This window comes from Kitasatospora sp. Root107 (assembly GCF_001424875.1).
Taxonomy (GTDB): domain Bacteria; phylum Actinomycetota; class Actinomycetes; order Streptomycetales; family Streptomycetaceae; genus Kitasatospora.
The window spans coordinates 347021-371476 of sequence record NZ_LMCT01000067.1 but is presented as its reverse complement, the minus strand read 5'-3'; the positions used below and the strand labels follow the sequence as shown (position 1 = coordinate 371476).

23 protein-coding genes are annotated in these 24456 nt (G+C 72.7%); 7 read left to right on the top strand and 16 right to left on the bottom strand.

What is annotated here, in order from left to right; all coding sequences use genetic code 11:
* Positions 1–42 precede the first annotated feature (42 nt).
* Positions 43–666 (top strand): MarC family protein, encoded by a 624-nt coding sequence (locus tag ASC99_RS32875; protein ID WP_057238961.1) that lies wholly within the window; start codon positions 43–45, stop codon positions 664–666.
* 7 nt (positions 667–673) lie between these two features.
* On the opposite strand, the gene ASC99_RS32870 is transcribed toward ASC99_RS32875, so the two are convergent.
* Complete coding sequence (locus ASC99_RS32870; RefSeq protein WP_057238959.1) at positions 674–1108, bottom strand: Lrp/AsnC family transcriptional regulator; 435 nt, start codon at positions 1106–1108, stop codon at positions 674–676.
* Positions 1109–1262: 154 nt separating this feature from the next.
* Between ASC99_RS32870 and ASC99_RS41535 the strand changes: the two genes are divergently transcribed.
* Together ASC99_RS41535 and kynU are read left to right on the top strand one after the other, a co-directional pair.
* Positions 1263–2096 carry a tryptophan 2,3-dioxygenase gene (locus ASC99_RS41535; RefSeq protein ID WP_057238957.1) on the top strand — a complete coding sequence of 278 codons (834 nt, stop codon included), beginning with the start codon at positions 1263–1265 and terminating at the stop codon, positions 2094–2096.
* Complete coding sequence (gene kynU, locus ASC99_RS41530; protein ID WP_057238955.1) at positions 2093–3331, top strand: kynureninase; 1239 nt, start codon at positions 2093–2095, stop codon at positions 3329–3331. The genes ASC99_RS41535 and kynU overlap by 4 nt, the downstream gene beginning before the upstream one ends.
* Here the strand turns inward: kynU and ASC99_RS32855 are convergent.
* From ASC99_RS32855 to ASC99_RS32840, 4 genes are read right to left on the bottom strand one after another with little or no spacing between them, the layout of a single operon-like run.
* Positions 3324–5849 (bottom strand): SAV_2336 N-terminal domain-related protein, encoded by a 2526-nt coding sequence (locus ASC99_RS32855; protein ID WP_057238953.1) that lies wholly within the window; start codon positions 5847–5849, stop codon positions 3324–3326. The genes kynU and ASC99_RS32855 overlap by 8 nt on opposite strands.
* A 13-nt stretch (positions 5850–5862) precedes the next feature.
* Complete coding sequence (locus tag ASC99_RS32850) at positions 5863–6870, bottom strand: MoxR family ATPase (RefSeq protein ID WP_057238951.1); 1008 nt, start codon at positions 6868–6870, stop codon at positions 5863–5865.
* 16 nt (positions 6871–6886) lie between these two features.
* A complete protein-coding gene (locus ASC99_RS32845) occupies positions 6887–8701 on the bottom strand; it encodes a trypsin-like peptidase domain-containing protein (RefSeq protein ID WP_057238949.1) in 1815 nt (604 codons plus the stop codon).
* Between the two features lie 9 nt (positions 8702–8710).
* Positions 8711–9061: a CU044_2847 family protein gene (locus ASC99_RS32840; protein WP_057238946.1), complete on the bottom strand. Its 351-nt coding sequence runs from the start codon at positions 9059–9061 to the stop codon at positions 8711–8713.
* A 153-nt stretch (positions 9062–9214) separates the two neighbouring features.
* On the opposite strand from ASC99_RS32840, the gene ASC99_RS32835 reads away from it, so the two are divergent.
* Complete coding sequence (locus tag ASC99_RS32835; RefSeq protein WP_063857255.1) at positions 9215–9712, top strand: ATP synthase F0 subunit B; 498 nt, start codon at positions 9215–9217, stop codon at positions 9710–9712.
* Positions 9713–9727: 15 nt separating this feature from the next.
* Here the strand turns inward: ASC99_RS32835 and ASC99_RS32830 are convergent, their stop codons facing one another.
* Positions 9728–11137 carry a choice-of-anchor A family protein gene (locus tag ASC99_RS32830; protein WP_162257949.1) on the bottom strand — a complete coding sequence of 470 codons (1410 nt, stop codon included), beginning with the start codon at positions 11135–11137 and terminating at the stop codon, positions 9728–9730.
* 204 nt (positions 11138–11341) lie between these two features.
* Between ASC99_RS32830 and ASC99_RS32825 the strand changes: the two genes are divergently transcribed.
* Positions 11342–11824 (top strand): DUF2269 family protein, encoded by a 483-nt coding sequence (locus tag ASC99_RS32825; protein ID WP_057238944.1) that lies wholly within the window; start codon positions 11342–11344, stop codon positions 11822–11824.
* Positions 11825–11839: 15 nt separating this feature from the next.
* Here the strand turns inward: ASC99_RS32825 and ASC99_RS32820 are convergent, their stop codons facing one another.
* Genes ASC99_RS32820 through ASC99_RS32810 form a run of 3 tightly spaced genes read right to left on the bottom strand, consistent with a single transcriptional unit; the run spans position 11840 to position 14991 of the window.
* Complete coding sequence (locus tag ASC99_RS32820; RefSeq protein WP_057238943.1) at positions 11840–12757, bottom strand: amidohydrolase family protein; 918 nt, start codon at positions 12755–12757, stop codon at positions 11840–11842.
* Positions 12750–14384, bottom strand: a complete 1635-nt coding sequence (locus ASC99_RS32815) for an acyl-CoA dehydrogenase family protein (RefSeq protein ID WP_057238941.1) — start codon at positions 14382–14384, stop codon at positions 12750–12752. The genes ASC99_RS32820 and ASC99_RS32815 overlap by 8 nt, the downstream gene beginning before the upstream one ends.
* Positions 14371–14991 (bottom strand): TetR/AcrR family transcriptional regulator, encoded by a 621-nt coding sequence (locus ASC99_RS32810; protein WP_057238939.1) that lies wholly within the window; start codon positions 14989–14991, stop codon positions 14371–14373. The genes ASC99_RS32815 and ASC99_RS32810 overlap by 14 nt, the downstream gene beginning before the upstream one ends.
* Before the next feature lie 162 nt (positions 14992–15153).
* Here ASC99_RS32810 and ASC99_RS32805 point away from each other — a divergent pair, with 162 nt between their 5' ends.
* A complete protein-coding gene (locus ASC99_RS32805) occupies positions 15154–15954 on the top strand; it encodes a hypothetical protein (protein ID WP_057241198.1) in 801 nt (266 codons plus the stop codon).
* A 69-nt stretch (positions 15955–16023) separates the two neighbouring features.
* Here ASC99_RS32805 and ASC99_RS32800 read toward each other — a convergent pair whose 3' ends face one another.
* The 7 genes from ASC99_RS32800 to ASC99_RS32770 form a co-directional block, all read right to left on the bottom strand.
* A complete protein-coding gene (locus ASC99_RS32800; RefSeq protein WP_057238935.1) occupies positions 16024–17244 on the bottom strand; it encodes a HAMP domain-containing sensor histidine kinase in 1221 nt (406 codons plus the stop codon).
* Positions 17241–17972 carry a two-component system response regulator CseB gene (gene cseB / locus ASC99_RS32795; protein WP_057238932.1) on the bottom strand — a complete coding sequence of 244 codons (732 nt, stop codon included), beginning with the start codon at positions 17970–17972 and terminating at the stop codon, positions 17241–17243. Before cseB ends, ASC99_RS32800 begins: the two co-directional genes overlap by 4 nt.
* Positions 17969–18733 carry a hypothetical protein gene (locus ASC99_RS32790; protein ID WP_057238931.1) on the bottom strand — a complete coding sequence of 255 codons (765 nt, stop codon included), beginning with the start codon at positions 18731–18733 and terminating at the stop codon, positions 17969–17971. The genes cseB and ASC99_RS32790 overlap by 4 nt, the downstream gene beginning before the upstream one ends.
* An 89-nt stretch (positions 18734–18822) precedes the next feature.
* Positions 18823–19491, bottom strand: coding sequence for a class F sortase (locus ASC99_RS32785; protein ID WP_082598818.1), 669 nt, complete (start codon positions 19489–19491; stop codon positions 18823–18825).
* Positions 19472–19846, bottom strand: coding sequence for a hypothetical protein (locus tag ASC99_RS32780; protein ID WP_057238929.1), 375 nt, complete (start codon positions 19844–19846; stop codon positions 19472–19474). Before ASC99_RS32780 ends, ASC99_RS32785 begins: the two co-directional genes overlap by 20 nt.
* Positions 19847–19987: 141 nt before the next feature.
* Positions 19988–20830 carry a serine protease gene (locus ASC99_RS32775; RefSeq protein WP_057238927.1) on the bottom strand — a complete coding sequence of 281 codons (843 nt, stop codon included), beginning with the start codon at positions 20828–20830 and terminating at the stop codon, positions 19988–19990.
* A 109-nt stretch (positions 20831–20939) separates the two neighbouring features.
* Positions 20940–22793 carry a ricin-type beta-trefoil lectin domain protein gene (locus ASC99_RS32770; protein ID WP_057238925.1) on the bottom strand — a complete coding sequence of 618 codons (1854 nt, stop codon included), beginning with the start codon at positions 22791–22793 and terminating at the stop codon, positions 20940–20942.
* A gap of 250 nt (positions 22794–23043) precedes the next feature.
* Between ASC99_RS32770 and ASC99_RS32765 the strand changes: the two genes are divergently transcribed.
* Positions 23044–24441: a chitinase gene (locus ASC99_RS32765; RefSeq protein ID WP_057238923.1), complete on the top strand. Its 1398-nt coding sequence runs from the start codon at positions 23044–23046 to the stop codon at positions 24439–24441.
* Positions 24442–24456 lie beyond the last annotated feature (15 nt).

Here is a 24456-nt window from a genome sequence, read left to right as displayed (position 1 = left end):
GGCGCCACGGGTGCGTGCCCCCGCTGACGCATGCTGGGAGCCATGCACGACTTCGACCTGCCCAGCACCTTCGTCATCCTGTTCGCGGTGGTCGGACCGCCCAAGGTCCTGCTGGCCTTCGCCCGGCTGGCGCGCACCCGCACGCACAAGGAGCTGGTGCAGCTGACCCTGGTGGCCACCGGGCTGGCGGCCGTGGTCGGTGTCGCGGTGGAGTACTCGGCGCCCTTCCTCACCAACTTCTTCCACATCGACGACTGGTCGCTCCAGCTGGCCGGCGGGGTGATCTTCTTCATCTACGCCGTCGCACTGGTGCTCGGCCTCCACCTGGGCGGCGACGAGTACGCGGACCAGCTGCCCAACCAGCTGCTGGAGGGCCTCCGGGAACTGCTGCTCCCCTACATCGCCAGCCCGCTGGCGATGACAGCGCTGATGGTCGGCTCACTGGAGCGGGACGACTGGGGCTGGCGGACCACGCTGGCGGGCGCCTACCTGGGGGTGGTGGCGGTCAACTGCATCTGCGTCCTGGTGCTCTCCCGGCCGCTTCGGCACAGCCACCAGACCCTGCTGGAGGTAATGTCCCGGCTGCTCGGCCTGCTGCTCGCGGCGGTGGGCGTGGAGCTCTTCATCTCGGGGCTCGCCGAGCTCTCCGTCCAGGGCCTGTACTGACCCGCCGTCAGGGCACCTGCACCGGCCGCCAGGGCACCGGGCTGGAGAGGATCATCGAGCTGGACGGCTGCCCGTAGCCCCCCAGCCGGTCGATCAGCTGCTCGAACTCGGCCATCCCGGCCACCGCCACCAGCAGCGCGCAGCAGGCCCCGCCGGTGACCCGGTGCAGCTGGAGCACCTCGGGCCAGGACGCCACCTCGGGGTCGCGGAGCACGCAGCGCGGCCCGTAGCACTGGATCTGCACCAGGGCGGTGACCTTCAGCCCGGCCCGGTCCGGGTCGACGTGCGCGTGGTAGCCGCTGATCACCCCGTCGGCCTCCAGCCGCCGGACCCGCTCGGCCACGGCCGGGGAGGAGAGCCTGACCCGGCGGGAGAGCTCGTTGTAGGAGAGCCTGGCATCACCCTGCAGTTCGGCCAGCAGCAGTCGGTCCACGGCGTCCATGGCGGTCCTTTCCGTTCGGTAGGCCGGACCGGAAAAGACCTTCCGTCCGAAAAGCCGACCGGCCGATCCCGCATCCGTCGCCCATTCAATCCGGCGGCCCGCCCGCCGCACAATGGGGGCCGCCCGATGGCGGGTGGTGAGCACAGGAGGAACCATGCCGGGTCAGTCCGAGGTCAGTACGCCCAAACTCAGCTTCGGCCCGGCCGACGAGCCCGAGGTCGGCACCCCCTACGCCAAGTACGTCCGGCTGGACGTGCTGCACAGCCTCCAGCACCCGCGCAGCAAGGTGGACGCCGAGCTGTCGTTCATCATCAGCACCCAGGTGATGGAGCTGCTCTTCGACCTGCTGCGGCACGACTGGACCACCGCCCAGCACGCCCTGCGCGAGGACGACCTGACCTCCGCGCTGGCCGCCCTGCGGCGCGGGCAGCACACCCAGGACGTGCTGGTGAACTCCTGGGACCTGCTGGCCACCATGACCCCGCTGGAGTTCAACGCCTTCCGCCCGGTGCTCGGCGAGGCCAGCGGCTTCCAGTCCTCGGCCTTCCTGCGGCTGGAGTTCCTGCTCGGCAACAAGAGCGAGCGGCTGCTGGCGATGTACCAGGGCGTGCCCGCCGTACACGCCGAGCTGGTCGCCGCGCTGGAGACCCCGAGCCTGTACGACGAGGTGCTGGCGCTGCTCTCCCGGCGCGGGCTGACCGTGGACGTGACCGGCGGCCCGGCCCGCTACCGGCCGACCGAGCAGGTCGAGGCGGCCTGGCGGCAGGTCTACACCGACCCGGCGCTGGCCGACCTGGCCCGGCTCGGCGAATCGCTGCTGGACACCGCCGAGCGGGTGACCCGCTGGCGCCAGCGGCACTACTCGGCCGTGAAGCGCTCGATGGGCGCCAAGCCGGGCACCGGCGGCTCCAGCGGCCTGAGCTGGCTCAAGGAGTCCGCCGACCAGGACGTCTTCCCCGAGCTGTGGAACGTGAGGAACTCGCTGTGACCCGTACGCGCGAGGAGTGCGCCGCACTCGACGCCGCCGACCCGCTGGCGCACTTCCGCGCCGAGTTCGTGCTGCCCGAGGGCCTGATCTACCTGGACGGGAACTCGCTCGGCGTGCTCCCGGCCCGTACGCCCGAGCGGGTGCGGCAGGTGGTGGAGCAGGAGTGGGGGCAGCAGCTGATCCGCAGTTGGAACGAGGCGGGCTGGTTCGCCAAGCCGCACACCCTCGGCGCGCGGGTGGCGCCGCTGCTCGGTGCCGCCGCCGGGCAGGTGGTGGTCTGTGACACCACCTCGGTCAACCTGTTCAAGGTGCTGGCCGCCGCGCTCCGGCTGCGGCCCGGCCGGTCCACCGTGCTGGCCGAGCGGGCCGCGTTCCCGACCGACCTGTACATCGCCGAGGGCGTCAGCTCGCTTTCCGGCGGCGCGGCGCGCACCGAACTGCTGGACTCCGCCGACCAGTTGGCCGACCGGCTCGGCCCGGACACCGCCGTCGTGCTGCTCTCGCTGGTCGACTACCGCACCGGCGAGCTGCTCGACCTGCCGGCGATCACCCGTCAGGTCCAGGCGGCCGGCGCGCTGATGATCTGGGACGTCTGCCACGCGGTCGGCGCGCTGCCGGTCGAGCTGGACGCCAACGGCGTCGACTTCGCGGTCGGCTGCACCTACAAGTACCTGAACAGCGGCCCGGGTTCGCCCGCCTTCCTGTACGTGGCGGAGCGTCACCTGGCCGAGGCCGAGCAGCCGCTCAGCGGCTGGTTCGGCCATGCCAGGCCGTTCGACTTCGAGCCGGGCTACCAGCCGGTGCAGGGCATCGGCCGGTTCCTCACCAGCTCACCCTCGCTGCTCGGGCAGGCCGCGCTGGAGTCCAGCCTGGAGATCTGGGAGCAGGTGGACCTGGCGGAGGTGCGGGCGAAGAGCCTGGCGCTGACCGACCTGTTCATCGAGCTGGTCGAGCCGCTGGCCAAGTACGGCGTCGAGGTGGTGACGCCGCGCGAGCGGGCCAGGCGTGGCAGCCAGGTCGCGCTGCGGCACCCGGACGGGTTCCCGGTGGTGCAGGCGCTGATCGCGCGCGGGGTGGTCGGCGACTTCCGGGCGCCGGACCTGATGCGCTTCGGCTTCACCCCGCTCTACCTGTCGTACACCGAAGTCTGGGACGCTGCCCGGCAGTTGGCCGAGGTGCTGGAGTCCGAGGAGTGGCGCGAGGAGCGGTTCGGGCAGCGCGGCGAGGTCACCTGAACGCGTTCGGCAGCGTACCGAGGTCGACCGGGTGGCCGGGCGGGATGCGGTGCCGCTCGGCCACCTCGACGATCCGGGCGGCGATCCGGTGCACGGCGAGCTCGTACTGCTGCGGCGGCAGGCCGAACAGGCCCAGCCTGGCGTAGTCGTCCCCGTACTGCTGGTCTCGGTAGTTCAACTGGCGGGCGGTGTAGGGAAGTTCGAGGTGCCCGATGGGCCGCCCGAAGACCGGGACGAACCCCCGGGACAGGTCCGTCCGGCGGGCGAAGGCGGCCCACTCCCGGCCGCAGCGGGCGCTGCGGAAGTACTCCCGCTCGTACAGCGGGACGAACACCTCGCAGCGGGCCACCGAGCCCGGCTGTCTGGTCGCCACCGCCAGGTCGGTCAGCTGCCAGACCTCCTCACCGAGATCGGCCAGGAACCGGTCCACCGCGGGGTCGTCCCCCGGTGCCCGGCCCAGGTAGCAGTAGCGCTGGCCGGCCGGGTTCCGGGTGAACAGCATCGGCTCCGGCAGCTCGACCTGAAGCCGGACGCCCGGGTCGGCCCGCTCGGCCAGCTCCGTCGCGAAGTCCCGCAGGTCCAGCTCCGGCGGCCCGCCGAACCGGCCGGTCCTGAGCACCTCGATGCACACCGAGGCCAGTGAGCGGTCGGACGACCGACGGAGCATCACCACCCGGGGGTACGGCAGCTTCGGCGCGCTCCCGCCGACCAGATCGAGCATCAGCACCAGGCTGCGCCGGTGCCCGAGCAGCTCGCCGAGCAGCGGCTCGATCTCGGCCGACCAGCCCGCCAGGTACACCAGCAGGATGCTGTCCGCCTCCTGGTCCGCACGGCGCAGGGCGAGCCGGAAGTCCTCCACCGTGCCCAGCAGTCCGAGCCAGATGTGCTCGGGGCGCATCCCGACCAGCTCCGGATTGCCCAGGGCGGCGGCCAGTTCGGTCAGTCGCTCCACCTCCTCCGGGCTCTGGTTCGGCGCGAACAGCACCGCCCGGGCGCCGCGCGGGCCGATCCGGGCGGTCTCGACGGTGGCGGCGACCGGCTCCCGAAGGCCGACGATGCCCAGGGCCGCTGGGCTGACCAGGGCGAACGGGCGGGTCTCGGCGGTGAGCGGGGCGCCCTCGGTGTCGGTGGCGGCGATCGCGGCCAGCTCGTTCGGCACCAGACCGGCCCGGGCGGCGATCTGCTCGCCGACCCGGATCAGCAGACCGACCGCCTGGTGGGTGACCGACCTGGGCAGCGTGTGGACCAGCAACTCGCGGACGCCCGGCCGGAATTCGAACCTGTCCTGCTGACCGGGCCGTTCGGTCAGCAGCCCGCTCACCACCAGCTCGGCCAGCTGCTGCGGCCGGGGCCTGGCGAAGGCGGCCCGTTGCAGCAGCCGCAGTACCGGCAGCGCGGGTGTGGTGAGCGCGGCCAGCCCGGCCAGCGTGTACGCCTCCCGGGAGGCGACCGCACGGAACCGCCGGACCAACTCCTCGGCATCCTGCCCGGCCGGACCGGCCGCTGGGGTCCCCTCGACTCCGACCGGCACCGGGCCGATCCGCAGCGCCGCGCCGACCACCTCGGCGCCGCCCGAACTACCGACCAGTGAGGCCCAGTTCGCCACCCACTCCGGGTCCGCCTCCAGCACCGGCAGCACCGGACCCGGGCCGACCGGGCGCTCCAGCGGCCGGAAGCCGTACCCCGAGTTCGCCACCCCGGCCTCCGGCGCGCCGAGCACCCCGGGCACGGCGGGCAGCGCGGTCAGCGGCCAGAGCCGCTCGGGCAGCGGCTGGACCACCGCGACCGGGCCACGCCGCAGCAGCGCACCCAGCGTCCGGTACCACCGCTCCCCCGCCGGGCCCGGGCGCCACTGCGGCCCCATGCCGTCGCTGAGCACCAGGGTCACCACCCGCGGGCCGGGCTGCGCCCCGGCCAGGGTGCCGTCGGCGGCCAGCCGGGCCGAGCCGACCTGCCGGAACGCGCCGGTCTGCCGCAGCAGCAGGGCGAGCTCGCGGGCCAGCGGGCGCCAGAGCGCCATGGTCGGGCCGCAGTCCAGCACCAGCCGCAGGCTCAGCCAGCGCTCGGTGCCGGTCCGCAGCACCGGGAGCCAGTGCACCGGGTCGGGGCCGCGGAGCGCCTCGGCCAGCCGGTCGGCGGTGGCGTCCTCGTCCAGCAACGCACGGCGCGGGTCGGGCACTTGGCGCTTGAGCGGGCGCAGCGCGCGCTGCAGGTCAAGCGGCCGGGCCAGCATCGGCGCGCTCGGGGTGGCCACCGTACCGGCGGCGGCCGTCCCGTCGGCCGGGTCGGCGACCGGCAGGTGCAGTGGCAGCAGCGGGCCGTTCGGCTCCACCGGGACGCCTGGTGACGGTCCGTCAGGACCGAGAGCACCGGGCACGGCCCGGCCGCCGGGGCGGTCGGCGGGCGCACCGTCCGGGGTGCGCTCGCTCCGGGCCGCCAGCCAGAGCAGCTCGGCCAGCTCCACCGGGTCCGGCTCGGGGCGGCCGAGACCGGTGAGCAGCGCGGCGAGCCGGTCCATGGCTCCCCGCCGCTCAGAAGTCATCGTCGTCCCGGCCTCTGCTCAGGTAGGGCATCACCCGGGCGGCCAGTGCCGCCCGGTCGGCCTGGTCGGCGAGTTCGGGCCGGGCGGTCAGGTAGATCGCGTTCAGCAGCTGGTCGGTGGCCAACTCGCCCTCGGCCCGCCGGTCCAGGAAGACCTGGAGGATCTCGGCCACCAGGGCGTGGTCCGCCGACGGCAGGTGCGAGCGGACGATCTCCTCGAGTTCGCTGCCCTCGGGCCGGCGCAGCTCCAGCACCACACAGCGGCGCAGGAAGGCGGCCGGGAACTCCCGCTCGGCGTTGCTGGTCAGCACGGTGAACGGAAAGGCCCGGCAGCGCACCCGCCCGCCGCGCACCCGCGCCCGGCTCAGCCCGTCCGCGGTGAGCACCTCGGCTTCGGGCAACTGCGGTGCGGCCCTGACCAGTTCGTCGATCTCGTACTGGCCGTCCTCCAGCACGTGCAGCAGGTCGTTGGGCAGGTCCAGGTCGCCCTTGTCGATCTCGTCGATCAAGAGCACCCGGGGCCGCCGGTACGGGAGCAGTGCGGTGCCCAGCGGGCCGAGCCGCAGGTGCTCCTCCAGGCCCGCGCCCGCACCGTCCGGCCCTGCCTGGTTGGCGGCGTAGAGCCGGGACAGCGGGTCGTACTGGTAGAGGCCGTCGCGCAGTGCGCTGCGGCTGGTGATGTTCCAGCGCAGCACCGGGCCGAGGCCCAACTCCCGGGCCACCGCGTACGGGAGGCTGGACTTGCCGCTGCCGGGCGGGCCGGTGACCAGCAGCGGGCGGCGCAGGTGGAGGGCGGCGTTGACCAGCTCGACGGTCTCCGGGGTGGGGCGGAAGGTGGCGGCCCGGTGACCGGCCGAGGCGGCGCCCGGATCGGCCGCGGCCTCGGGGGTGGGCAGCTCGGGGCCGCCGTCGAAGGCGCGCCAGGGCGGCGGCGCGGGGAGGTCGGCCAGGCCGTCGTGGGGGTGCTCGGCGCCCCGGTAGATCCGTTGCAGCGGCATCGTGCTGACTCTCCTGCTACTCACCCGCGCCGGGGCGGGACTGACGGACGGTCGGGGCGACCGGGTACGGTCGGTGCGGGCTGGGCAGCAGCTGCGGGTCCTCCCAGAGCAGGACCAGGCCGGCCGCCCAGTGCCCGGCCGGGTCTCCGCTCTCCTCCGCCTGGTGGCGCAACTCCTTGATCCGGGACGGCAGTTCTCCTGGTGGGGTGCCGGCCAGTTCCACTGCCAGTCTGGCAGTGAAGCGGCTGCCCCGGCAGTTCCGTCCGGGGTGGTGCCGTTCACCGCAGCTCCACTCCGGCCAGATCACCGCGTGCGCCCCGGCGCTCAGCGCGGCGTCCAGCAGCGGGCCGTACGGGCGGTCCTTCGGCAGGCCCGGCAGGGCGGGCAGCTGCGGGCGTTCGACCGGGCCGAGCAGGTGGTAGAGCGCCCGGGGCTCGCCGGGCTCGGCGCACTCCACCCGGTGCACCACGGTGCGCCGCTCGGACTTCCGCAGCGCCCAGTTCATCTCCAGCTTGCGGCGGTCCACCGCGCTGTCCCGGCGCTGGCGGTCCACCACCACCACGGCGTGGTCGGCGCCGAGCGGGCCGAACGACCGCTTGCCGGTCCAGCCGTGCACCGGCACCGTGAGCAGGGTGCGGGGCAGCACGAAGACGATCAACTCGGCACCGTCCGCCGCCAGCAGGCCGAGCTGCCGGTCGATCTCGGCCAGCACCTCGCCCTGCAGCGCCGACTGGCCCAGCGTGCGCAGCCGGGGCGGCCCGTACTCCCCGCCGCGCACCGTGCGGACCCCGACGGTGAACTTCCTCCGGCCGGCGCCGCTGTGGCCGATCTCGACCAGGATTGGCCGCCACCGCTCGCCCGCCGTTCCCCCACTGTCGGCGCCGGCTGCCAGCCGGTCCAGCCGCTCGCGCTGCGCCGGATCGGTGGCCGCGGCGGCCAGCAGTCCAGCGAACTCGCGGACCGGGTGGTGCGCGGCGCCCGGCACCTCGGTGACCTCGGAGAGCAGGTACCAGCAGGTCTCCCAGAGCGTCGCGGGCCGGGTCGGCGGGTCCAGCAGGCCCTGCGCGGCGGTGGCCGCCCGGTACAGCTCCAGCGGGTCGGCGACCGGCCCGGCCGCAGCGACCAGGGCGCGCAACTCCCGTACCTGGTCGACCGGGAGAGCCGCGCCGGGGATCAGGTCGGCCAGCTCGGGGACGTACCGGGCCAGCGCCCCGGCGGGCAGCATCTGGCCGAGCCGGACGGCCGGGCGGACCCTGCCGTCCCGGCCCGGCACCGGCGGGCGGTCCAGGGTGTCCTGAGCCGCCGTCACGATGCCGACCAGTTCACCGCTGGCCGAGTCCACCACCGGGCCGCCGCTGAAGCCGGGTGACAGCGGCATGCCGTGGGTGTCGTGCTCCAGCTGCACCAGCTCGCCGCCGATCAGCATGCCGCCCCGGGTCGGCCGGATCTCACTGCTCCGCCCGGCCTCGTGGTCGAGCGGGAAGCCGTGCGCGGTCAGCCCGGGGTAGGGCGGCCGGTCCCAGTGGTGCAGCGGGGCGAACGGCGCGGGCCGGGCGACCCGGTCCGGCACCGGGGCGGCGAGTTCGAGCACGGCGACGTCCCCGGTGCCGTCCCGGCCGTGCCGTCCGCTCGGCCAGGGGCCACGGCGCAGCACGGTGGCCGACAGCTCGGGGTGGTCGGGGCGGTTGACCAGCCTGACCTCGGCGGTGGCCCGGCCGTGCACCACGTGGGCACAGGTCAGCACCAGCCGGTCGGTGACCAGCACTCCCGCGCCGACGGTCGGGTCGGGCCCGCCGACACTGATCCGGGCCAGCCAGTACGGATTCGCCATCGGGCGGACTCAGGCCGAACGTCCGGGCGCCCAGCTGAGTCTGACGGTGAGATGGGCCTCGGCGGCGGTCCGCGCGATCAACGCCCCCGCCTCGGTGGTGAGTTTGACCCCGAACTCGATCTCCACCTCGTCCGGCTTCAGGCTGCCGTCCCGGAAGACCGCGAGCGCCGCTCCGGCGGCCGCCCTGACCCCCGCCAGCGCCTGCTCGAAGGTCTCGCCCGCGCGCTCGACCCCCGCTGCGGCTGCCGCACCCCGGCCGACAGGCCGCATCCCGAACTCGTCCGGGGCGGCGGACGACTGCTGCCGCTCGACCCGGACCACCGCGCCGTCGGCGGTCACGAACTCCGTGTACTCCGACAAGACTTCCCCCACCGAGCGTTGGCCGGATCACCGTACGAACGTCACGAGATCGTCGCACAGCGTGGCCTCGCGCGCACCGGTTCCGACGGAGTCTTCCGTACCGGAAGTGCCACTCACCGGACATGACGGAACATCAGATCGTACAGTTCCGGTATGGATATAGACATCGGCCCACTCAAGCCCGACCTGCCCTCGATGGTGTTCGGCCTCGCGCTGTTCGCCGTGATCCTGCTGGTGCTCGGGCGGGTGCTGTTCCCCCGCCTGGAGCGGACGTTGGCCGATCGCCACGACGCGATCGAGGGCCGGCTCGACTACAGCGAGGAGCTCCGCACGGCGGCCCGGGAGACCTACGCCGAGTACCGCAAGGTGCTCAACGAGGCGCACCACGAAGCCGCCCGGATACGCCAGGAGGCGGCCGAGGAGGGTGCCGCCCTGGTCGCGGCGGCCCGGGCCGAGGGCCTGGCCGAGCGGGAGGCTCTGGTGACGGCCGGCCGGGCGACGCTGTCGGTCGACCGTGAGCTGGCCGAGCTCGAACTCCGGGCCGACGTCGGCATGCTGGCAGTCGAGCTGGCCGGCCGGGTGGTCGGCGAACCCCTCGGTGAGTTCGCCGACCGGCGCGACAGCGTGGAACGGTTCTTCGCCGAGCGCTGAGCCTTGCGGCCGGCGTCAGCTGTGGCGACCCCGGCGGCGGGCGACCCAGAAGGCGACCCCACCTGCGGTGACCAGCCCGCCGGCCGCCAGTCCGAGCGGGACGGCCGATCCAGCTCCGGTGCCCGGGAGTTGGGAGCCGCCACTCGCGGACGCACTCGCGGAGGCGGAGCCGCTCGGCCCGGCGCTGGAGCTCTCCGGGACCGGGGTGGAGCTGCTGGGCGCCGGGGTGTTCTCGGACGGGCTGGGGGTCGGGGTCGGGGTACTGGACGTGCTCTCCGAGGGGCTCGGCGTGGGAGTCGGCGTCGGGGTGCTGCTGTCCGAAGGACTGGGGGTCGGGGTCGGGGTGGCGCACTCCGGCAGGTCCCCGTCGAACGCGTAGTTGTGCACCTCGCTGCCCGAACTGCCGAGCTGCACCAGGTTGCCCGCCAGGTAGACCCGGCCGTTGAAACCGGGGGTGCTGATCATCGTGGTCCCGGCCGGGTTGGCGGCCATCATCGAGCCCTGGAACTGGGCGCCGCCCATGATGGTCGAGCTGGTGGCGTTCGGGAAGTTCCACATCAGCCGCGAGCGCAGGTCGGTGAACGGGTCACCGGCCAGCCCGGTACCGGTGTTGGTGTTGATGACCGGGTCGGTGCCGAGCATGTTGATCACCACGGTCGCCCCGGCCGGGATGCCCGCGATGACCAGGTCGGCCGCGGTGGTCAACGACCCGATGTTTCCTGGGACGTTGAAGATCTGCCGAGCGCTGGTGCCGTCCCCGGTGAAGGTCACCTGGTTGCCCGAGACGGTCACCGTGCCGTTGGCGGTCGCGGTGCCCGCGCAGGTGGAGAGCTCGGCGATCTGGTCGGGCAGTCCCGCGTACTGGTTCTTCGCGGTGGCGTCCTGGATCGTCTGCCCGGTCGGGACCACGTTCACCGTGCCGGTCAGGGTGCCGCCGTAGCGGAGGTTGCCGAAGGCCAGCGTGCCGAGGAGGTCGGAGGTGCCGCCGATCTCCACCGTGTTGGCGGGCTGCACCGTGACGTTGCCGCCGACGGTGACGAAGTCCGTGCCGTCCGGCGGCACCACACGTGAACCGACCCCGGCCACGGCCATGTTGAACAGACCGCCGCCGTCCTTGTTCACCGTCAGGTCACCGAGTGCGACCACCTTGCCCTCGACCTCGGCGGCCCGGCCCTGGACCGAGTAGTCGCCGCCGACGAAGACGTTGATGGTGGCGTCCCGGCCGACCACGTTGCCGTTGTTCGGCGGCAGCCAGACGCTCGGGCAGTCCGGGCCGCTGCACGGACCGAGCGGCGGGGAGAGCGGGGCGGCGGTCCCCAGTACGCTCAGCGCCGCCACCGGCAGCACGGCGGCTGCGGCCACCAGGGCCAGCCGCCGGCCCAGGGGCGAACGCTGCTGGGCCGGTTGGACCGGGAGGTGACGCACGGGACTGCTCCGATCGGCAGTGGTCCGCCGGGAAGGCGGCTCGACCGACCTATTCAATGCACTGATTCGTCCATATTTGATCTGCCCCACCGCGAGCCCCGCAGTATCCTCCCGACGGCCGATCCCGATCCCGCCACCCACCCTGCGGAACTACTCCGTCCGGGTGTTAGGTTCGGATCCGATCGGTCGTCGGAAGGACTCCCCATGGCCAAGCTGCTGTTGAGCCTGCACGTGCTGGCCTCGGTGCTCTTCATCGGCCCGGTGGCCGTCGCGGTGAGCATGTTCCCGCGCCGCGCCCAGGCCGCGCTGACCGAAGGCCCCGGGCAGCTCCAGGCCGCCGCCTCCGTCCGGCTGCTGCACCGGATCACCCAGGTCTACGCGATGCTCGGTCTGGCCGTACCGCTGCTCGGCATCGGCACGGCCCAGGTGATGGACGTGATGGGCGATCCCTGGCTGATCACCTCGATCGTGCTGACCACCGTCGCGGCCGCCCTGCTGCTGCTGTTCGTGGTCCCGGGCCAGCAGGCCACCGTCGATGCACTGGACGCCCCGGAGAACGCCGACGAGCAGAGCCGCGCCACCAAGGGCCTGCGCCTGCTGCCGATGACCGCCGGGGTCTTCAACCTGCTGTGGGCCGTGGTCGTCGTGCTGATGGTGATCCGCCCGGGTTCGACCACCGGCGCCTGACCTCCTGACGGAGGATCACCCCGGCCCGACCGCTCGGTCCAGCCCGAACAGCCGGGCGGCGTTGTCGTGACAGACCGCCCGGAGCCAGTCCTCGCCGAGGCCGAGCCCGGCCAGCGCGTGCAGCTGGTGCAGGTAGCGGTAGGGGATGTTCGGGAAGTCGGTACCGAGCAGCACCCGGTCGCCCAGGGCGGCCAGCCGGGGCAGCAACTCCCGGGGGAACGGCGAGAGTTCCTCGGTGAAGTCGGTGAACGCCATGGTGGTGTCCAGCCGGACCTCCGGGAAGCGCTCGGCCAGGGCGAGGAACTCCTGGTACTCGGGCAGCCCCAGATGGGCCACCACCAGCCGCAGCCGGGGATGCCGTTCGAGCACCGCACTCATCGGTCCAGGCCCGGTGTGGTTACCGGGCACCGGTCCGGAGCCGCAGTGCGTGACCACCGGCACCCCGGCCTCCGCGAGCTGCCCCCACACCCCGTCCAGCAGCGGGTCGGCCGGGTCGTAACCACCCACCTGGAGATGCATCTTGAAGACCCGGGCGCCGTCCGCCAGCGCCTTGCCGACGTACTCCTCGGCGGTCGGCTCCGGGAAGCAGGTCGCGGTGTGCAGGCAGTCCGGGGTGCGGGCGGCGAAGTCGGCGGCCCAGCCGTTCAGCCAGGCGGCCATCCCCGGCTTGTGCGGGTAGAGCATCGCGGTGAACGCCCGCACCCCGAACTCCCGCAGCTGCTCCAGCCGTTGCTGCTCCTCCTGGCGGTAGGAGATCGGCCAGGGCCGGCCGATCAGCGGTCCGGCCGCGTCGAAGTAGGCCCAGACCTTGGCGAGCACCCGCTCCGGCATGAAGTGGGTGTGCACGTCGATCAGCCCGGGCAGTCCCAACTCCCGCCAGAACGCCTGTACTTCGGCCGCCTCAGAGCTGACCTCAGAGCTGACCTCAGACACCCGGTACGGCCTCCGCCCGAGCCAGCACGGCGGCGGTGTCCACCCCGGTCGGCAGGGTGCCGAAGGCGCCACCGTGGTCGCCGCCCAGCCGGGAGGCGCAGAACGCGTCGGCCACCGCCGGGTCGCCGTACCTGACCAGCAGCGAGCCCTGGAAGACCAGTGCGATCTGCTCGACCAGCCGCCGGGTGCGGTACTCGATCTCGGCGGTGTCGCCGAGTTGCTTGCGCAGCACGGTCACGGCGGCGTCCAGTCGGCGGTCCGCCCCGGCTGCGGCGTCCAGTTCGGTGAACAGGGCCTGCACGGTCTCCGGCCGACGGGCCATCGCCCGCAGCGCGTCCAGCGCGGCGACGTTGCCCGAGCCCTCCCAGATCGACACCAGCGGGGCCTCCCGGTAGAGCCGGGGCATACCGGACTCCTCCACGTAGCCGTTGCCGCCGAAGCACTCCAGCGCCTCGGCCGCGTGCATCGGACCGCGCTTGCAGACCCAGTACTTGGCCGCCGCCAGGCCGAGCCGCCGGACCAGCACCTCCTGCTGGTCCCCCGCCAGCGCCCGGTCGGTGGCCTCGGCCAGCCGCAGGGCGACGGCGGTGGCGGCTTCCGACTCGACCACCAGGTCGGCCAGCACGTTGCGCATCAGCGGCTGGTCCACCAGCGCGGCGCCGAACGCCCGGCGATGGGTGGTGTGGTGCAGCGCGCGGACCGCGCCGAGCCGCATCCCGGAGGCGGCGCCCAGCGTGCAGTCCAGCCGGGTCATGTTGACCATCTCGATGATGGTCGGCACACCCCGGCCCTCCTCACCGACCAGCCAGCCGACCGCTCCGTCGTACTCCAGCTCGGCGGAGGCGTTGGAGCGGTTGCCCAGCTTCTCCTTGAGCCGCTGGATCAGCAGACGGTTTCGGCCGCCGTCCGGCAGCACCCGGGGCAGCAGGAAGCAGCTCAGCCCGCCCGGTGCCTGAGCGAGCGTCAGGAAGAGGTCCGACATCGGGGCCGAGGTGAACCACTTGTGGCCGGTGATCCGGTACGTGCCGTCGGCGTGCGGGGTCGCGGTGGTGGTGTTGGCCCGGACGTCCGAGCCGCCCTGCTTCTCGGTCATCGACATGCCCGCGATCAGACCGCGCTTGCCGTGCGGCTCGCGCAGGCCGAAGTCGTACTCGGTGGCGGTGAGCAACGGCTCGTACTGCGCGGCCAGTTCGGGAGTGGCGCGGAGTGCGGGGACGGAGGCGTAGGTCATCGAGACCGGGCAGCTGTGCCCGGCCTCGACCTGGCCCCAGACGTAGAACCCGGCGGCCCGCGCGGTGTGCGCGCCGGGCCTGGTGTCCGCCCAGGGGGCGGCGTGCAGGCCGTGCCCGACCGCGACGGTCATCAGCTGGTGCCAGGCGGGGTGGAACTCCACCTCGTCGATCCGGTGCCCGTACCGGTCGTGGGTGCGCAGCACCGGCGGGTTGTCGTTGGCCAACCGGCCCCAGTCGGCGGCCTGTTCGGTCCCGGCGAGCCGGCCGAGATCGTGCAGCCGGGGCTCGGCCCAGCCCGCGCCGGCCCGGTGCAGGGCGGCCAGCAGGGTCGGGTCGGCGGCCACGTCGTGGCCGTACAGGTCGGGCACCTGGTTGGTGACCTCATGCGTCGGCATTGTGCCCTCCAAGGGCGCGCTGGGTGAAAGTGACCAGGGCGGGGATCAGGTCGTCCTGGGCCCGGCCGGCCGCGAGGGGGCCGACCAATGCCTCGCCGATCGCGCCGACCAGGGCGGCAGCGGTCAACTGGGCGTCCTGGTCCGGGAGTCGGCCGTCGGCGACGGCCGGGGCGATCTGGGCGGCGATCAGGTCGCGGAACGCCCGGCGGAAGACCAGCCGCTCGGCGTCCACCACCTGGTCGGCCGGTTCGGCCAGCAGGGCGTAGGCCAGCCGGGGCGCCTTGAGCGCCCGGGCCGCGAAGGTCCGCACCACGGCGGCGACCCGCCCGTGCGGGCCCGCGCCGTCGGCCTCGGCCTTGGCGACGGCCGTCTCGACGGCGGCCACCTCGCGGAGCACCACGACCCGGAACAGCTCGACCGAGAGCTCGGCCTTGCCCGCGAAGTACCGGTACATGCTGCCGGTGGCGATCCCGGCCCGGTCCGCGACGGCGGCCATCGAGCAGCCCGCGTAGCCGCGTTCGGCCAGCAGGTCCACGGCGGATGCCAGCACGACCACGCGCTGGGCGTCGAGCCTGGCCTGTACAGCGGGGGTGCGTCGGTATGCCACAGCAAGAATTGAAGCACTGATTCACAGCTTCGACCAGAGCTGGATGCAGGATGGCAGGTTGTGTCCTGTGCCCCCGAACGTCGAGCGTTGTCACTGCAGGCTGGAGCCCGGTACGTTCGTGCGGACGAAGGCTGAGCGGCTGTTGATCTCGGGGTGGCGGCGATGACGGTGGGGGAGCTCGCGGACGGGGACACGGTGGCAGGCTTCGTCCTTGTCACCGCCAAGGACCCCGACTACCTGAAGGTGGCGACAGTCGGCGATCGGGTGATGCTGCCATCGTTCGAGCCGCCGTGGATCGTGGTCGACCACACGCTGGAACGCGTTCTCGTCACCCGATGGCCAGGGCGGCTGTTCCGGGCCGAGGTGGTGCCTCCGGCAACGGACGAGGAACGTGCCGCAATGGCGCGGGCCGGCGAGAACCTGCGGCCTGACGCGGGCTACACCCGCGCCTTCGCTGTCGACCTACGGGAGGAGATCTCCCCGTCGCTGCTCTTCGGTCCGCACGGCGACGCGGTGATCCGAGTCCTCGCGGCCGGGCTCGCCCTGGACGAGGAAGGTGCGCGCTCGCTTGCGTCCGCCCGTCACCCCGCAGCCGGCCAGGAGTACAGCAAGGCATGGCACCGGTGGCTCGCTGAGCTCCGGGATACCGCGCACTACCGGGACCAGGATCACGCATCGACCCTGTCGATCCACGGGGCCGCCCCTTCGGGATCACCGATCGGATGTGGGTTCTCCGTCCTCTGGCAAACCGTCAGGACAAGCGCTGAGCTCCGTTGCCGCGCTGGGTCGTTCACCATCGACGAGGACGGCGACGAGGTTCTGCTGGATCCCTGGCGGACGGCCCTCGGTGCGCTCCTCGATGCGGCGATGGCCTTCGGTGCGCCGCACCTGGTGGACAGTCATGCCGCCGCGGTACTGACTACGGCCTGGAACGTCGTGTTCGAGTCTGCGGAACAGTCCTGACCGACTCCGCGCAGCTCGCCGCGGTCGGGGCCTGTGGTACGCCGGGTCGAGCAGGACAGCGGGCGCGCGTCAGTCCGTCGGCAGGCGCAGCTCGGCGACGGCTCCGCCGGCCGGGTCGTTGCGCAGGTGCAGCGTGATCCCGAGCGCCTCGGCGTGACCCTGCGCGATGGTGAGACCGAGACCGTGGCCGTGGCCCCGTTCGCGGGCGCCGGTGCGGAACCGCTGCGGGCCCTCGCGCAGGATCGCCTCGGGGAAGCCTGGCCCGTGGTCACGGACCGTCAGGGTGGCGCCGTCGACCCGGACCAGGACCGGGGCGCGGCCGTGCCGATGGGCGTTGGCGACCAGGTTGGCGAGGATCCGGTCGAGCCTGCGGACGTCGGTGGTGACCTGGGTGTCGGAGTCGACCAGCAGCTCGGTCGGCGCCCCGGCGGCCGCGACCATCCGGGCCACCACCGGCCCGAGCGGCACGACGGAGAGTTCGAGGCGGTCGGCTCCGGCGTCCAGGCGGGAGACCTCCAACAGGTCCTCGGTCAGGCTGCGCAGCACCCGGACCCGGCCCTGCACCAGCTCGGTCGGGCGGCCCGGCGGCAGGAGTTCGGCCGCGGTCAGCAGCCCGGTCAGCGGGGTGCGCAGTTCATGGGCGACGTCGGCGGTGAAGCGCTGCTCGTTGGCCAGCTTGGTGCTCAGCACCGCGGACATCGAGTCGACCGCCGCCGCGAGTTCGGCGACCTCGTCGCGGGGGCGGCCGAGCGATCCGATCCGGGCTGTCAGATCGCCCTGGGCGATGCTGCGGGCGGTGCGGGCGGCCGTCCGCAGGCGGCTGCTGATCCGGTCGGCGGCGAAGACCCCGGCCAGCACGGTGACGGCGACGGACAGCGTGGCCGAGATCAGGATGGTCCGGTCGAGCTGGGCGATGGCCTCCTGGTCGTCGGCGTAGTCCAGGCGGACGGAGACCACCCGGGTGGGCGGGACGCCGGTGCCGATCCGGCCGGCGGCCCACATCGCGGTTCCGTCCGGGCCGGGGCCGAGCTGCGAACCGCGGTGTCCCCGCTCGGCCAGCCGCCGCAGCTCCACCGGGATTCCGGGGTCGTCGGCGGCAGCGTTCCAGCCGACCAGGTCACCGGTGTGGGAGTAGCCGGCCAGCACCGAGTCGAGGGCGTTCTCGGCCGACTTCCGGGACTGCTCGACGTGCTGCGCGACCGAGGCGCGGTGCACCAGCAGCCCGACGGTGATGGCGACCAGGAAGGAGACCAGCGCAACGGTCGCGGCGATCTGACGGCGCAGGTTCACCCGGACCGCCGCAGCTTGTAGCCGAAACCCCGGATGGTCTCGATCCTGGCCGCCCCGATCTTGGCGCGCAGGCGCTGCACGTGGACGTCCACCACCCGACTGTCGGCGCCCCAGGAGTAGTCCCAGACCCGTTCGAGCAGGGTCTGACGCTCCAACACGATGCCGGGCGCGGCGGTGAACTCCAGCAGCAGCCGCAGTTCGGTCGGGGTGAGCGGTACCTGACGCCCCGCCACCTTGACCTCCATCGCCTCGGTGTCGACCTCCAGGTCGTCGATCACCCGGACGGCGCGCGACGACTCCGGCGCGGGTGTCTCGGCGGGTGCTTCGGGCACGGTCCTGGTGCGCCGCAGCACGGTGCGGATCCGGGCCACCAGGACGGCGGTCTCGAAGGGTTTGGTGATGTAGTCGTCGGCCCCGGCCTCCAGGCCGGAGATGACGTCGATCGGCTCGGTGCGGGCCGACATCATCAGGATCGGCAGCTGGCTCTCCTCCCGGATCCGGCGGCAGAGCCCGACACCGTCGAGCAGCGGCAGCATCACGTCGAGCAGCAGGATGTCCGGCCGCTGCGCGCGGAAGCTCTCCAGGCCCTCCAGCCCGTCGGCGGCGGTGTCGACCGGGAACCCGTAGCGCTCCAGCGCCATCCGGGTGGCCTCGCGGATCACCTCGTCGTCCTCGACCAGCAGGATGCGCGGGGCAGCGGGTGCGGGGGTGCTCACGGGGCTGCTCATGAGCTCGGCTTCGCCGGTACGGGGCCCGCGCCCTTGCCCGGCGGGAGGGTCGGGACGACGGAGACCTTTGGTTCCGGGCTGCCGGCCTTCGGATGGCTGGTCGGCGCGGCCGAGGGCGCCACCCCGACCGGCTCGCAGAGGGTGGCCTCGGCCGCCGGGCCGGTGAGCGGGGCCAGCCTGAGGTCGGTCCAGCGGTAGGTGGTGTCGGTCCGGGCCTGCGGGCCGATGGGCTCGCGTACGACCAGGTCCTGGCCCACCGTCTCGGCCGTGAAGCCGGCCACCACCCGCTGGGAGAGCACCGCGTACAGCCGCCCGTCCCGCAGGGTGTAGACGTGCAGGTAGCCGGTCTCGGAGCCGGTCAGCACGGCGGTTATCAGCTCCGCCCCGCCGTCCCCACCGAGGTCGCGGTACTCCGCCTGCCGCACCGTGCACCCCTGACACCCGGTCAGTGCCTTCAGTTCCTCGCCCCGCAGCGCCGGGTCCTTCTCCAGGACGCTCCGGGCCTGGACGGCGCGGAGGTCACCGCCCGGCACGGTGATGCCCGGCAGCGGGGTCGGCGGCGGCGCCTGGTCGGCCGCCTCGGCCACCGGTACGGAGGGTGTCTCGACTGCGGCCCACAGCAGTTGGGGGCTCGGGCGGACGGCGATCGGACTGGCCGGGCCCGCGTCGTGCAGCCGCCCGGCGGCGCCGCAGCCGGAGACGGCGGCGACCGCCGCCAGTACGGCGATGCTCCAGCTCAGGACGGTGCGCCATGTCCTCACGTCGGGTGCGCCTTTCGGGAGCGGGGGCCGGGTCGGTGGTCCAGTCTGCCTGACACACGGAGCGGCCGGGCCCGACGGTCCGTCAGCGCTCAGGGGATCAGGTCGGCGAGCACGATGATGTTGTCGGTGTAGTGCCCGTTGCCGGACAGCGTGCCGCCGCAGGTGATCAGCCGCAGCTGTGGGGTGTCCGTGTCGCCGTACACCAGCTCGGTGGGGAACTCGTTCTTGGCGAACTGCCGCAGCTCGCGCACCCGGTACGCGACGCTGCTGCCGTCCTGGCGGCGGATCTCGATCCGGTCGCCCGGCCGGAGCTCGCGGACGCGGTTGAAGACCGCGGGGCCCTTGCGGGTGTCCAGGTGGCCGAGCAGTACAGCCGGACCGGTCTGGCCCGGGGCCGGACCGTTGCGGTACCAGCCGACCTGGCCAGGGCGGTCCATCGGCGGGACCTCCACCGTGCCGTCGGCGTTCAGCCCGCTCGGTTCGACGGGCGCGTCCACGCCCATCCGAGGGATCGTCAGCCGGACCGGCGGCGCGGCCGGCCCGGTCGCCGCCCGGCTCGGAGCAGTACTCGGCGGGACGGCGGCCGACGGGGAGTCGGCCGGTGCCGACAGCGCGGTGCTGATCCGCACCGGCGGATGGTCGGGGGAACCGCCGAGCAGCACGATCCCGGTGGTGAGGGCGAGCGCGCCGGCCGTGGCCGCCGGCGCCCACAGGGGGCGACGGCGACGACGGCTACGGCTAGCGCTGTACGCCGGCACGGCGACGCACGATGGCGAAGCCGATCCCGGCCGCACCCACTGCGGCCAGGCCGGAGCCTGCGACCAGGGTGCCGGTGGACGTGCCGTTGTCGGCCTCGCCGGTCTGCGCGCCGCCCTTGGGCACCACCTTGACCTGCGCGTCCCCGGCCTTGGCGGGCGTGCTCGGCGCCGCCGTCGGCTTGACCCCGGTGCCCGCCGGAGCCGACACGGAGGGGCCCGACCCCGGGGTGGCGGGAGCCGCCGACGGCGTGCCGTCGGCGAAGGCGGCCGGACCGGAGAGGGCCACTGCACCCGCAACACCTGCGGAGACCAGCGCGAGACGCACGGCGCGCCGGACGGTCGAGATACCTGCCATGAGAGTTCCTCCCGAATGCTCACCACTTCCGGCCCGGTGGCCGGGAGTTGGTAGGACAGACGTTAGGAACCCCACCTCACGGTGCCCGGCCGGTCGTGTAACGGTCACCGGGCGACTCTGTAACAGCCCTCAGGCCGCCGGTCACGGCTTGGGGAGCGCGCAACCCGCCTTGGTGAGGGTGAGCACGTTGCCGGGGCCGAAGCAGCCGGGTATCCGGTACGTCTGCTGGGCGTAGTTGATGCCCTGCCGGACCGTCACCGTGCCGTTCTCGTCCACCTCGCACGGGTTGTTGAGGGTGCAGCTCTGGCCGTCCTCGTTACCGGTGTTGTTCACCGCGACCACCTGACCAGTGGTCACATCGACCACCGGGGAGCCCGAGGTGCCGCCGATGGTGTTGCAGGTGGAGGTGTAGCGCAGCGAGTCCTTGAAGGTCCAACCGCCCTCCTTCAGCTGGTAGACGAAGGCGTCGGCGTTGCAGGAGTAGATCCGCTTCCAGTAGCCGGAGACCACCTTGATCGCGGTCCCGGCGACCGGGTGGGTGGCGGCGATGGTCAGCGGGTCGATCCCGTACGAGCTCTTGATCGCCGAGTAAGTGGTCTTCAACTGGTAGATCGACACGTCGGTGTCGGTCATCGTGCCGTAGAGCATCTTGCTCGCCCGCAGCGTGGCGACCTTGCTGCCCGAGGAGTTGAGCAGCGAGAAGCTCCGGCTGGAGTTGCGGTTGACCAGCACCTGGCCGGCCGTCGGCATGCCGCTCTCCAGGCAGTGGCCGTTCGACAGGACCAGAGCCGGGTCGGTGGCCAGCGAGTCGGGCATCCGGACCAGCGATCCCGAACAGTTGCTGAGCGCCACGGTGCCCGCGAAGTCCACCGCCGCGACGGTGGCGGTCGGGGTCTTGGCGGCCGTCGCGGGGGCGGCGCCGGTCAGCGCGGTCACTCCGGCGAGCAGGAGCGCACAGAACGCTCCGATGAGCGGCTTCTTCATGAGAACTGCCTCTCGGTGTGGGGGTGGGACAAAGCTGGCGTGCACCTGCCTCTTTGTCAATGCATCGGCAGGACAGGCCAGTTGGTTTGCCCACCCCCGCACCGGACGGTCAGGCGGCGGGCATCGTCCAGCGCTGGTTGGCCCCGCCGAAGCAGGTCCACAGCTGGGTCGGCGTCCCGTTCGCGGAGCTGTTCCCGGTCACGTCCAGGCACTTGCCGAGCGCCCGCAGGGTGCCGTCCGCGTTCGGCGCCCAGCTCTGCGCCGCGCTGCCGTTGCAGTCCCAGAGCTGGACCTTGGTGCCGTCCGCACTGTTCGCGGCCGCCACGTCCAGGCACTTGCCGAGCGCGCGCACCGTACCGTCCACGCCTGCCGTCCAGGTCTGCGCCGTCGTCCCGTTGCAGTCGTACAGCTGCACCGCCGTGCCGTTGGCGCTGCTCGCGCCCGCCACGTCCAGGCACTTGCCGGCCAGCCCGGTGATCCGGCCGCCGGTGCCGCCGCTCGGCCCGCCGTTCCAGGTGAAGGTCGCCGAGGTCTTCGCCGGGAGCTGGTAACCGAAGCTCTGGCCGCCCCAGTTGACCCGGACGCTCTGGGTGGAGCCGCTGTCGTTGTACGCGATCAGCGCCTTCGAACCGTCCGGATTGCGCCAGGCCACGTTCGGCACCGCCGAGTTGGCGGTGGAGGCGATCCGGTACGCGCCCGGGCGGACGAACTTGGTCAGGTGGCCCATCGTGTAGTACTCCACCGTGTAGTCCACCTGCCCGGCCCGGCTGCCCCCGTTCTGCACCGTCACCAGCCCGGTGCAGGTGCCGCAACCGCCGTAGTGCGGGCCCATGTTCTGGTCCACCGCCAGGCTCCACTTGGTCACCGACTTCGCCCAGTTGCGGGTGTAGTCGATGATGTTGCGCATGTCCTCGCGCTGCTGGTCGGCGATCCAGGTGCCGCCGGAGTGCTCGGTGCCGAACGCGTCCACCGCCGGGTACTGGTCGTGCACGGCGCTCTGGGTCGCCACGTCACCGCCGTAGCCGTGCCAGGCGATGCCGCCGAAGTTGGGGTGGCTGCGGATCGCCGGGTCGTCCACCACCGGGGCGCCGTAGCCCGCGTACTGGTCCCAGTTCCAGTCCAGCGCGAGCACCTTGCTGCTGAGCCCGGCGCCCTGCAGGGCGGGCAGCAGGTTGTTCTTGGTGAAGTACGCCAGCCCTGAGCCGTTCCAACTCATCGAGGGGTAACCGCCGCAGCAGGTCGGCTCGTTCTGCACGGTGAGATAGTCCACCGGCACGCCCTGACTCTGGTACGCCTGCACGTACTTGGCGAAGTACTGGGCGTACGCGGCGTAGTACTCGGACTTCAGCCAGCCGCCGTTCAGATTGCCGCTGTCCTTCATCCAGGCCGGGGCGGTCCACGGGCTGGCGATCGTGGTGAGGGCCGGGTTGAGCTGCTTGGCCTGCTTGGTCAGCGGCAGGACGTCCGCCAGGTCGTGCGCGATGGAGAAGTTCGCCAGCCCCGGGTCGGTCTGTCCGGCCGGGCGGTCGTCGTAGGTGTACCCGAACCGGGCCAGGTCGGAGGCGCCCATCGGGTTACGGGTCAGCGAGAGGCCGATGCCCTCGGTGGGCGAGAACAGCTTGCGCATGGTGGCGTCCCGGGTGGCCGCCGAGAGCGCGCCGCTGCTGTTCAGCAGCCAGGCGGCGGTGTCGGTGAACGAGGCGCCGCCGCCGGTGAACTGCTGGTAGCGGACGCCCTCGTCCACGGTGATCTGCTGACCCGCGCCGCTGGCCGCCGCGAAGGCGACGGCGGCCTGCTGCTGGAGCCCGCGGGTGACATGACGGCCGCCCGCGTCGTCCGTGGTGGTGAGCCAGACCGAGACGGACTCTCCGGCGGCGGTCGCGGTGGGGGCGGCGGCCAGCAGACCGGTGGCGACCAGGGCCCCGGCGAGCAGGCCGGTGGCGGCCCGTGGGAATCGGAGCACGGTGAACTCCTCAAGGGGTGGGGGATGGCCGCCGATTCAACTCCTGTACGCGGCAACGCGTCAAGGCTCCGCGTTTCCGCTGATCACCCGTCAACTTCTGAACGTTGAAAGCCCCGCAGGTCAGCCCACCAATTCGCCACTCGATCAGTAAACCTTCTTTCCTGACCACTTGACGGACCGTCGACTACTCCAGTTGACTCACTGGCGCTCACCCTCGGAGAGCGCTCCCCCCACGCCCCAGGAGACCCCCATGCTTCGTCGCGCCCTCGCCGGGGCGGCCCTGCTCGCCGTCCCCCTCGGCCTGCTCCCCGCCGCCACCGCGCACGCCGCCGCCAACCCCGGCCCCGGCTTCCCCGCCCAGTACGCCGCGCCCTACGTCGAGACCTGGAACTCGCCGTCCGCGATGGCCGACGCCCGGGCCGCCACCGGGCTGAAGTACTTCACCCTGGCGTTCGTGATCAGCGACGGCAGCTGCAACGCCACCTTCAACGGCAACACGCCCATCACCGACGGCGGCTGGCAGTCGGCGATCAACAGCCTGCGGGCGGCCGGCGGTGACGTGATCGCCTCCTTCGGCGGCGCGGCCGGCACCGAGCTCGGCCAGGCCTGCACCTCGGTCAGCAGCCTGAAGACCCAGTACAAGCGGGTGGTCGACACCCTCAACCTGACGAAGATCGACCTGGACATCGAAGGCGGCTCGCTCAACGACACCGCCGCCAACGACCGTCGCAACCAGGCCCTCGCCCAGCTCCAGCAGGAGTACGCGGCGGCCGGCCGCAAGCTCGCCGTGCACTACACCCTGCCGGTCAACCCGACCGGCCTGGAAGGGAATTCGCTCAGTCTGCTGAACAACGCCAAGAGCCGGGGGCTGGACGTCGGCGTGGTCAACATCATGACCATGGACTACGGCCCCGCGATGGACATGGGCAAGGCCGCCACCGACGCCGCCACCGCCCTGCGCGGCCAGCTCGGGAACATCTGGACCGGTAAGACCGACCAGCAGCTCTGGGCGATGGAGGGCAACACCCCGATGATCGGGGTCAACGACACCCAGGCCGAGGTGTTCAGCACCGCCAACGCCAGCACGCTGGCCAACTTCGCCGCTACCAAGGGCATCCAGCTGCTGGCGTTCTGGGCGCTCGGCCGGGACAAGGCCTGCGCAAGCAACGGCACCCTCTCCGACTCCTGCAGCGGTACCTCGCAGAGCCCGTACCAGTTCGCCCGCACCTTCAACTCCATTACCGGCGGTGGCACTTCACCGCGTCCGAGCGGGAAGATCACCGGCTACGGCGGCAAGTGCGTGGACGTCGCGGCGGCGAGCAACGCCAACGGCACCGCCGTCCAGCTCTACGACTGCAACGGCACCACCGCGCAGAACTGGACGGTGGCGGCGGACGGTTCGCTCCAGGCGCTCGGCAAGTGCCTGGACGTCACCGGCGCCGGGACGGTCAACGGCACCAGGATCCAGCTCTGGGACTGCAACGGGACCGGCGCCCAGAAGTGGCAGGTCGGCGGCGGCAACACCCTGGTGAACCCGGTCTCCGGTCGCTGCCTGGACGCCACCGGACCCAGCTCCGCCAACGGCACCCGGCTGCAGATCTGGGACTGCTTCGGCGCCGCCAACCAGCAGTGGCTGCTGCCCTCCTGACTGCCCGCCCGAGCC

What these genes read in the sequence shown, in the direction of transcription:
- ASC99_RS41535 (WP_057238957.1), top strand. Translation starts at nt 1,263, where the DNA reads ATGCCGGGTCAGTCCGAGGTCAGTACGCCCAAACTCAGCTTCGGCCCG.
- ASC99_RS32855 (WP_057238953.1), bottom strand. Translation starts at nt 5,849, where the DNA reads ATGGACCGGCTCGCCGCGCTGCTCACCGGTCTCGGCCGCCCCGAGCCG.
- ASC99_RS32835 (WP_063857255.1), top strand. Translation starts at nt 9,215, where the DNA reads ATGGATATAGACATCGGCCCACTCAAGCCCGACCTGCCCTCGATGGTG.
- ASC99_RS32850 (WP_057238951.1), bottom strand. Translation starts at nt 6,870, where the DNA reads ATGCCGCTGCAACGGATCTACCGGGGCGCCGAGCACCCCCACGACGGC.
- ASC99_RS32775 (WP_057238927.1), bottom strand. Translation starts at nt 20,830, where the DNA reads ATGAAGAAGCCGCTCATCGGAGCGTTCTGTGCGCTCCTGCTCGCCGGA.
- cseB (WP_057238932.1), bottom strand. Translation starts at nt 17,972, where the DNA reads ATGAGCAGCCCCGTGAGCACCCCCGCACCCGCTGCCCCGCGCATCCTG.
- ASC99_RS32805 (WP_057241198.1), top strand. Translation starts at nt 15,154, where the DNA reads ATGACGGTGGGGGAGCTCGCGGACGGGGACACGGTGGCAGGCTTCGTC.
- ASC99_RS32815 (WP_057238941.1), bottom strand. Translation starts at nt 14,384, where the DNA reads ATGCCGACGCATGAGGTCACCAACCAGGTGCCCGACCTGTACGGCCAC.
- ASC99_RS32845 (WP_057238949.1), bottom strand. Translation starts at nt 8,701, where the DNA reads ATGGCGAATCCGTACTGGCTGGCCCGGATCAGTGTCGGCGGGCCCGAC.
- ASC99_RS32875 (WP_057238961.1), top strand. Translation starts at nt 43, where the DNA reads ATGCACGACTTCGACCTGCCCAGCACCTTCGTCATCCTGTTCGCGGTG.
- ASC99_RS32765 (WP_057238923.1), top strand. Translation starts at nt 23,044, where the DNA reads ATGCTTCGTCGCGCCCTCGCCGGGGCGGCCCTGCTCGCCGTCCCCCTC.
- ASC99_RS32780 (WP_057238929.1), bottom strand. Translation starts at nt 19,846, where the DNA reads ATGGCAGGTATCTCGACCGTCCGGCGCGCCGTGCGTCTCGCGCTGGTC.
- ASC99_RS32870 (WP_057238959.1), bottom strand. Translation starts at nt 1,108, where the DNA reads ATGGACGCCGTGGACCGACTGCTGCTGGCCGAACTGCAGGGTGATGCC.
- ASC99_RS32825 (WP_057238944.1), top strand. Translation starts at nt 11,342, where the DNA reads ATGGCCAAGCTGCTGTTGAGCCTGCACGTGCTGGCCTCGGTGCTCTTC.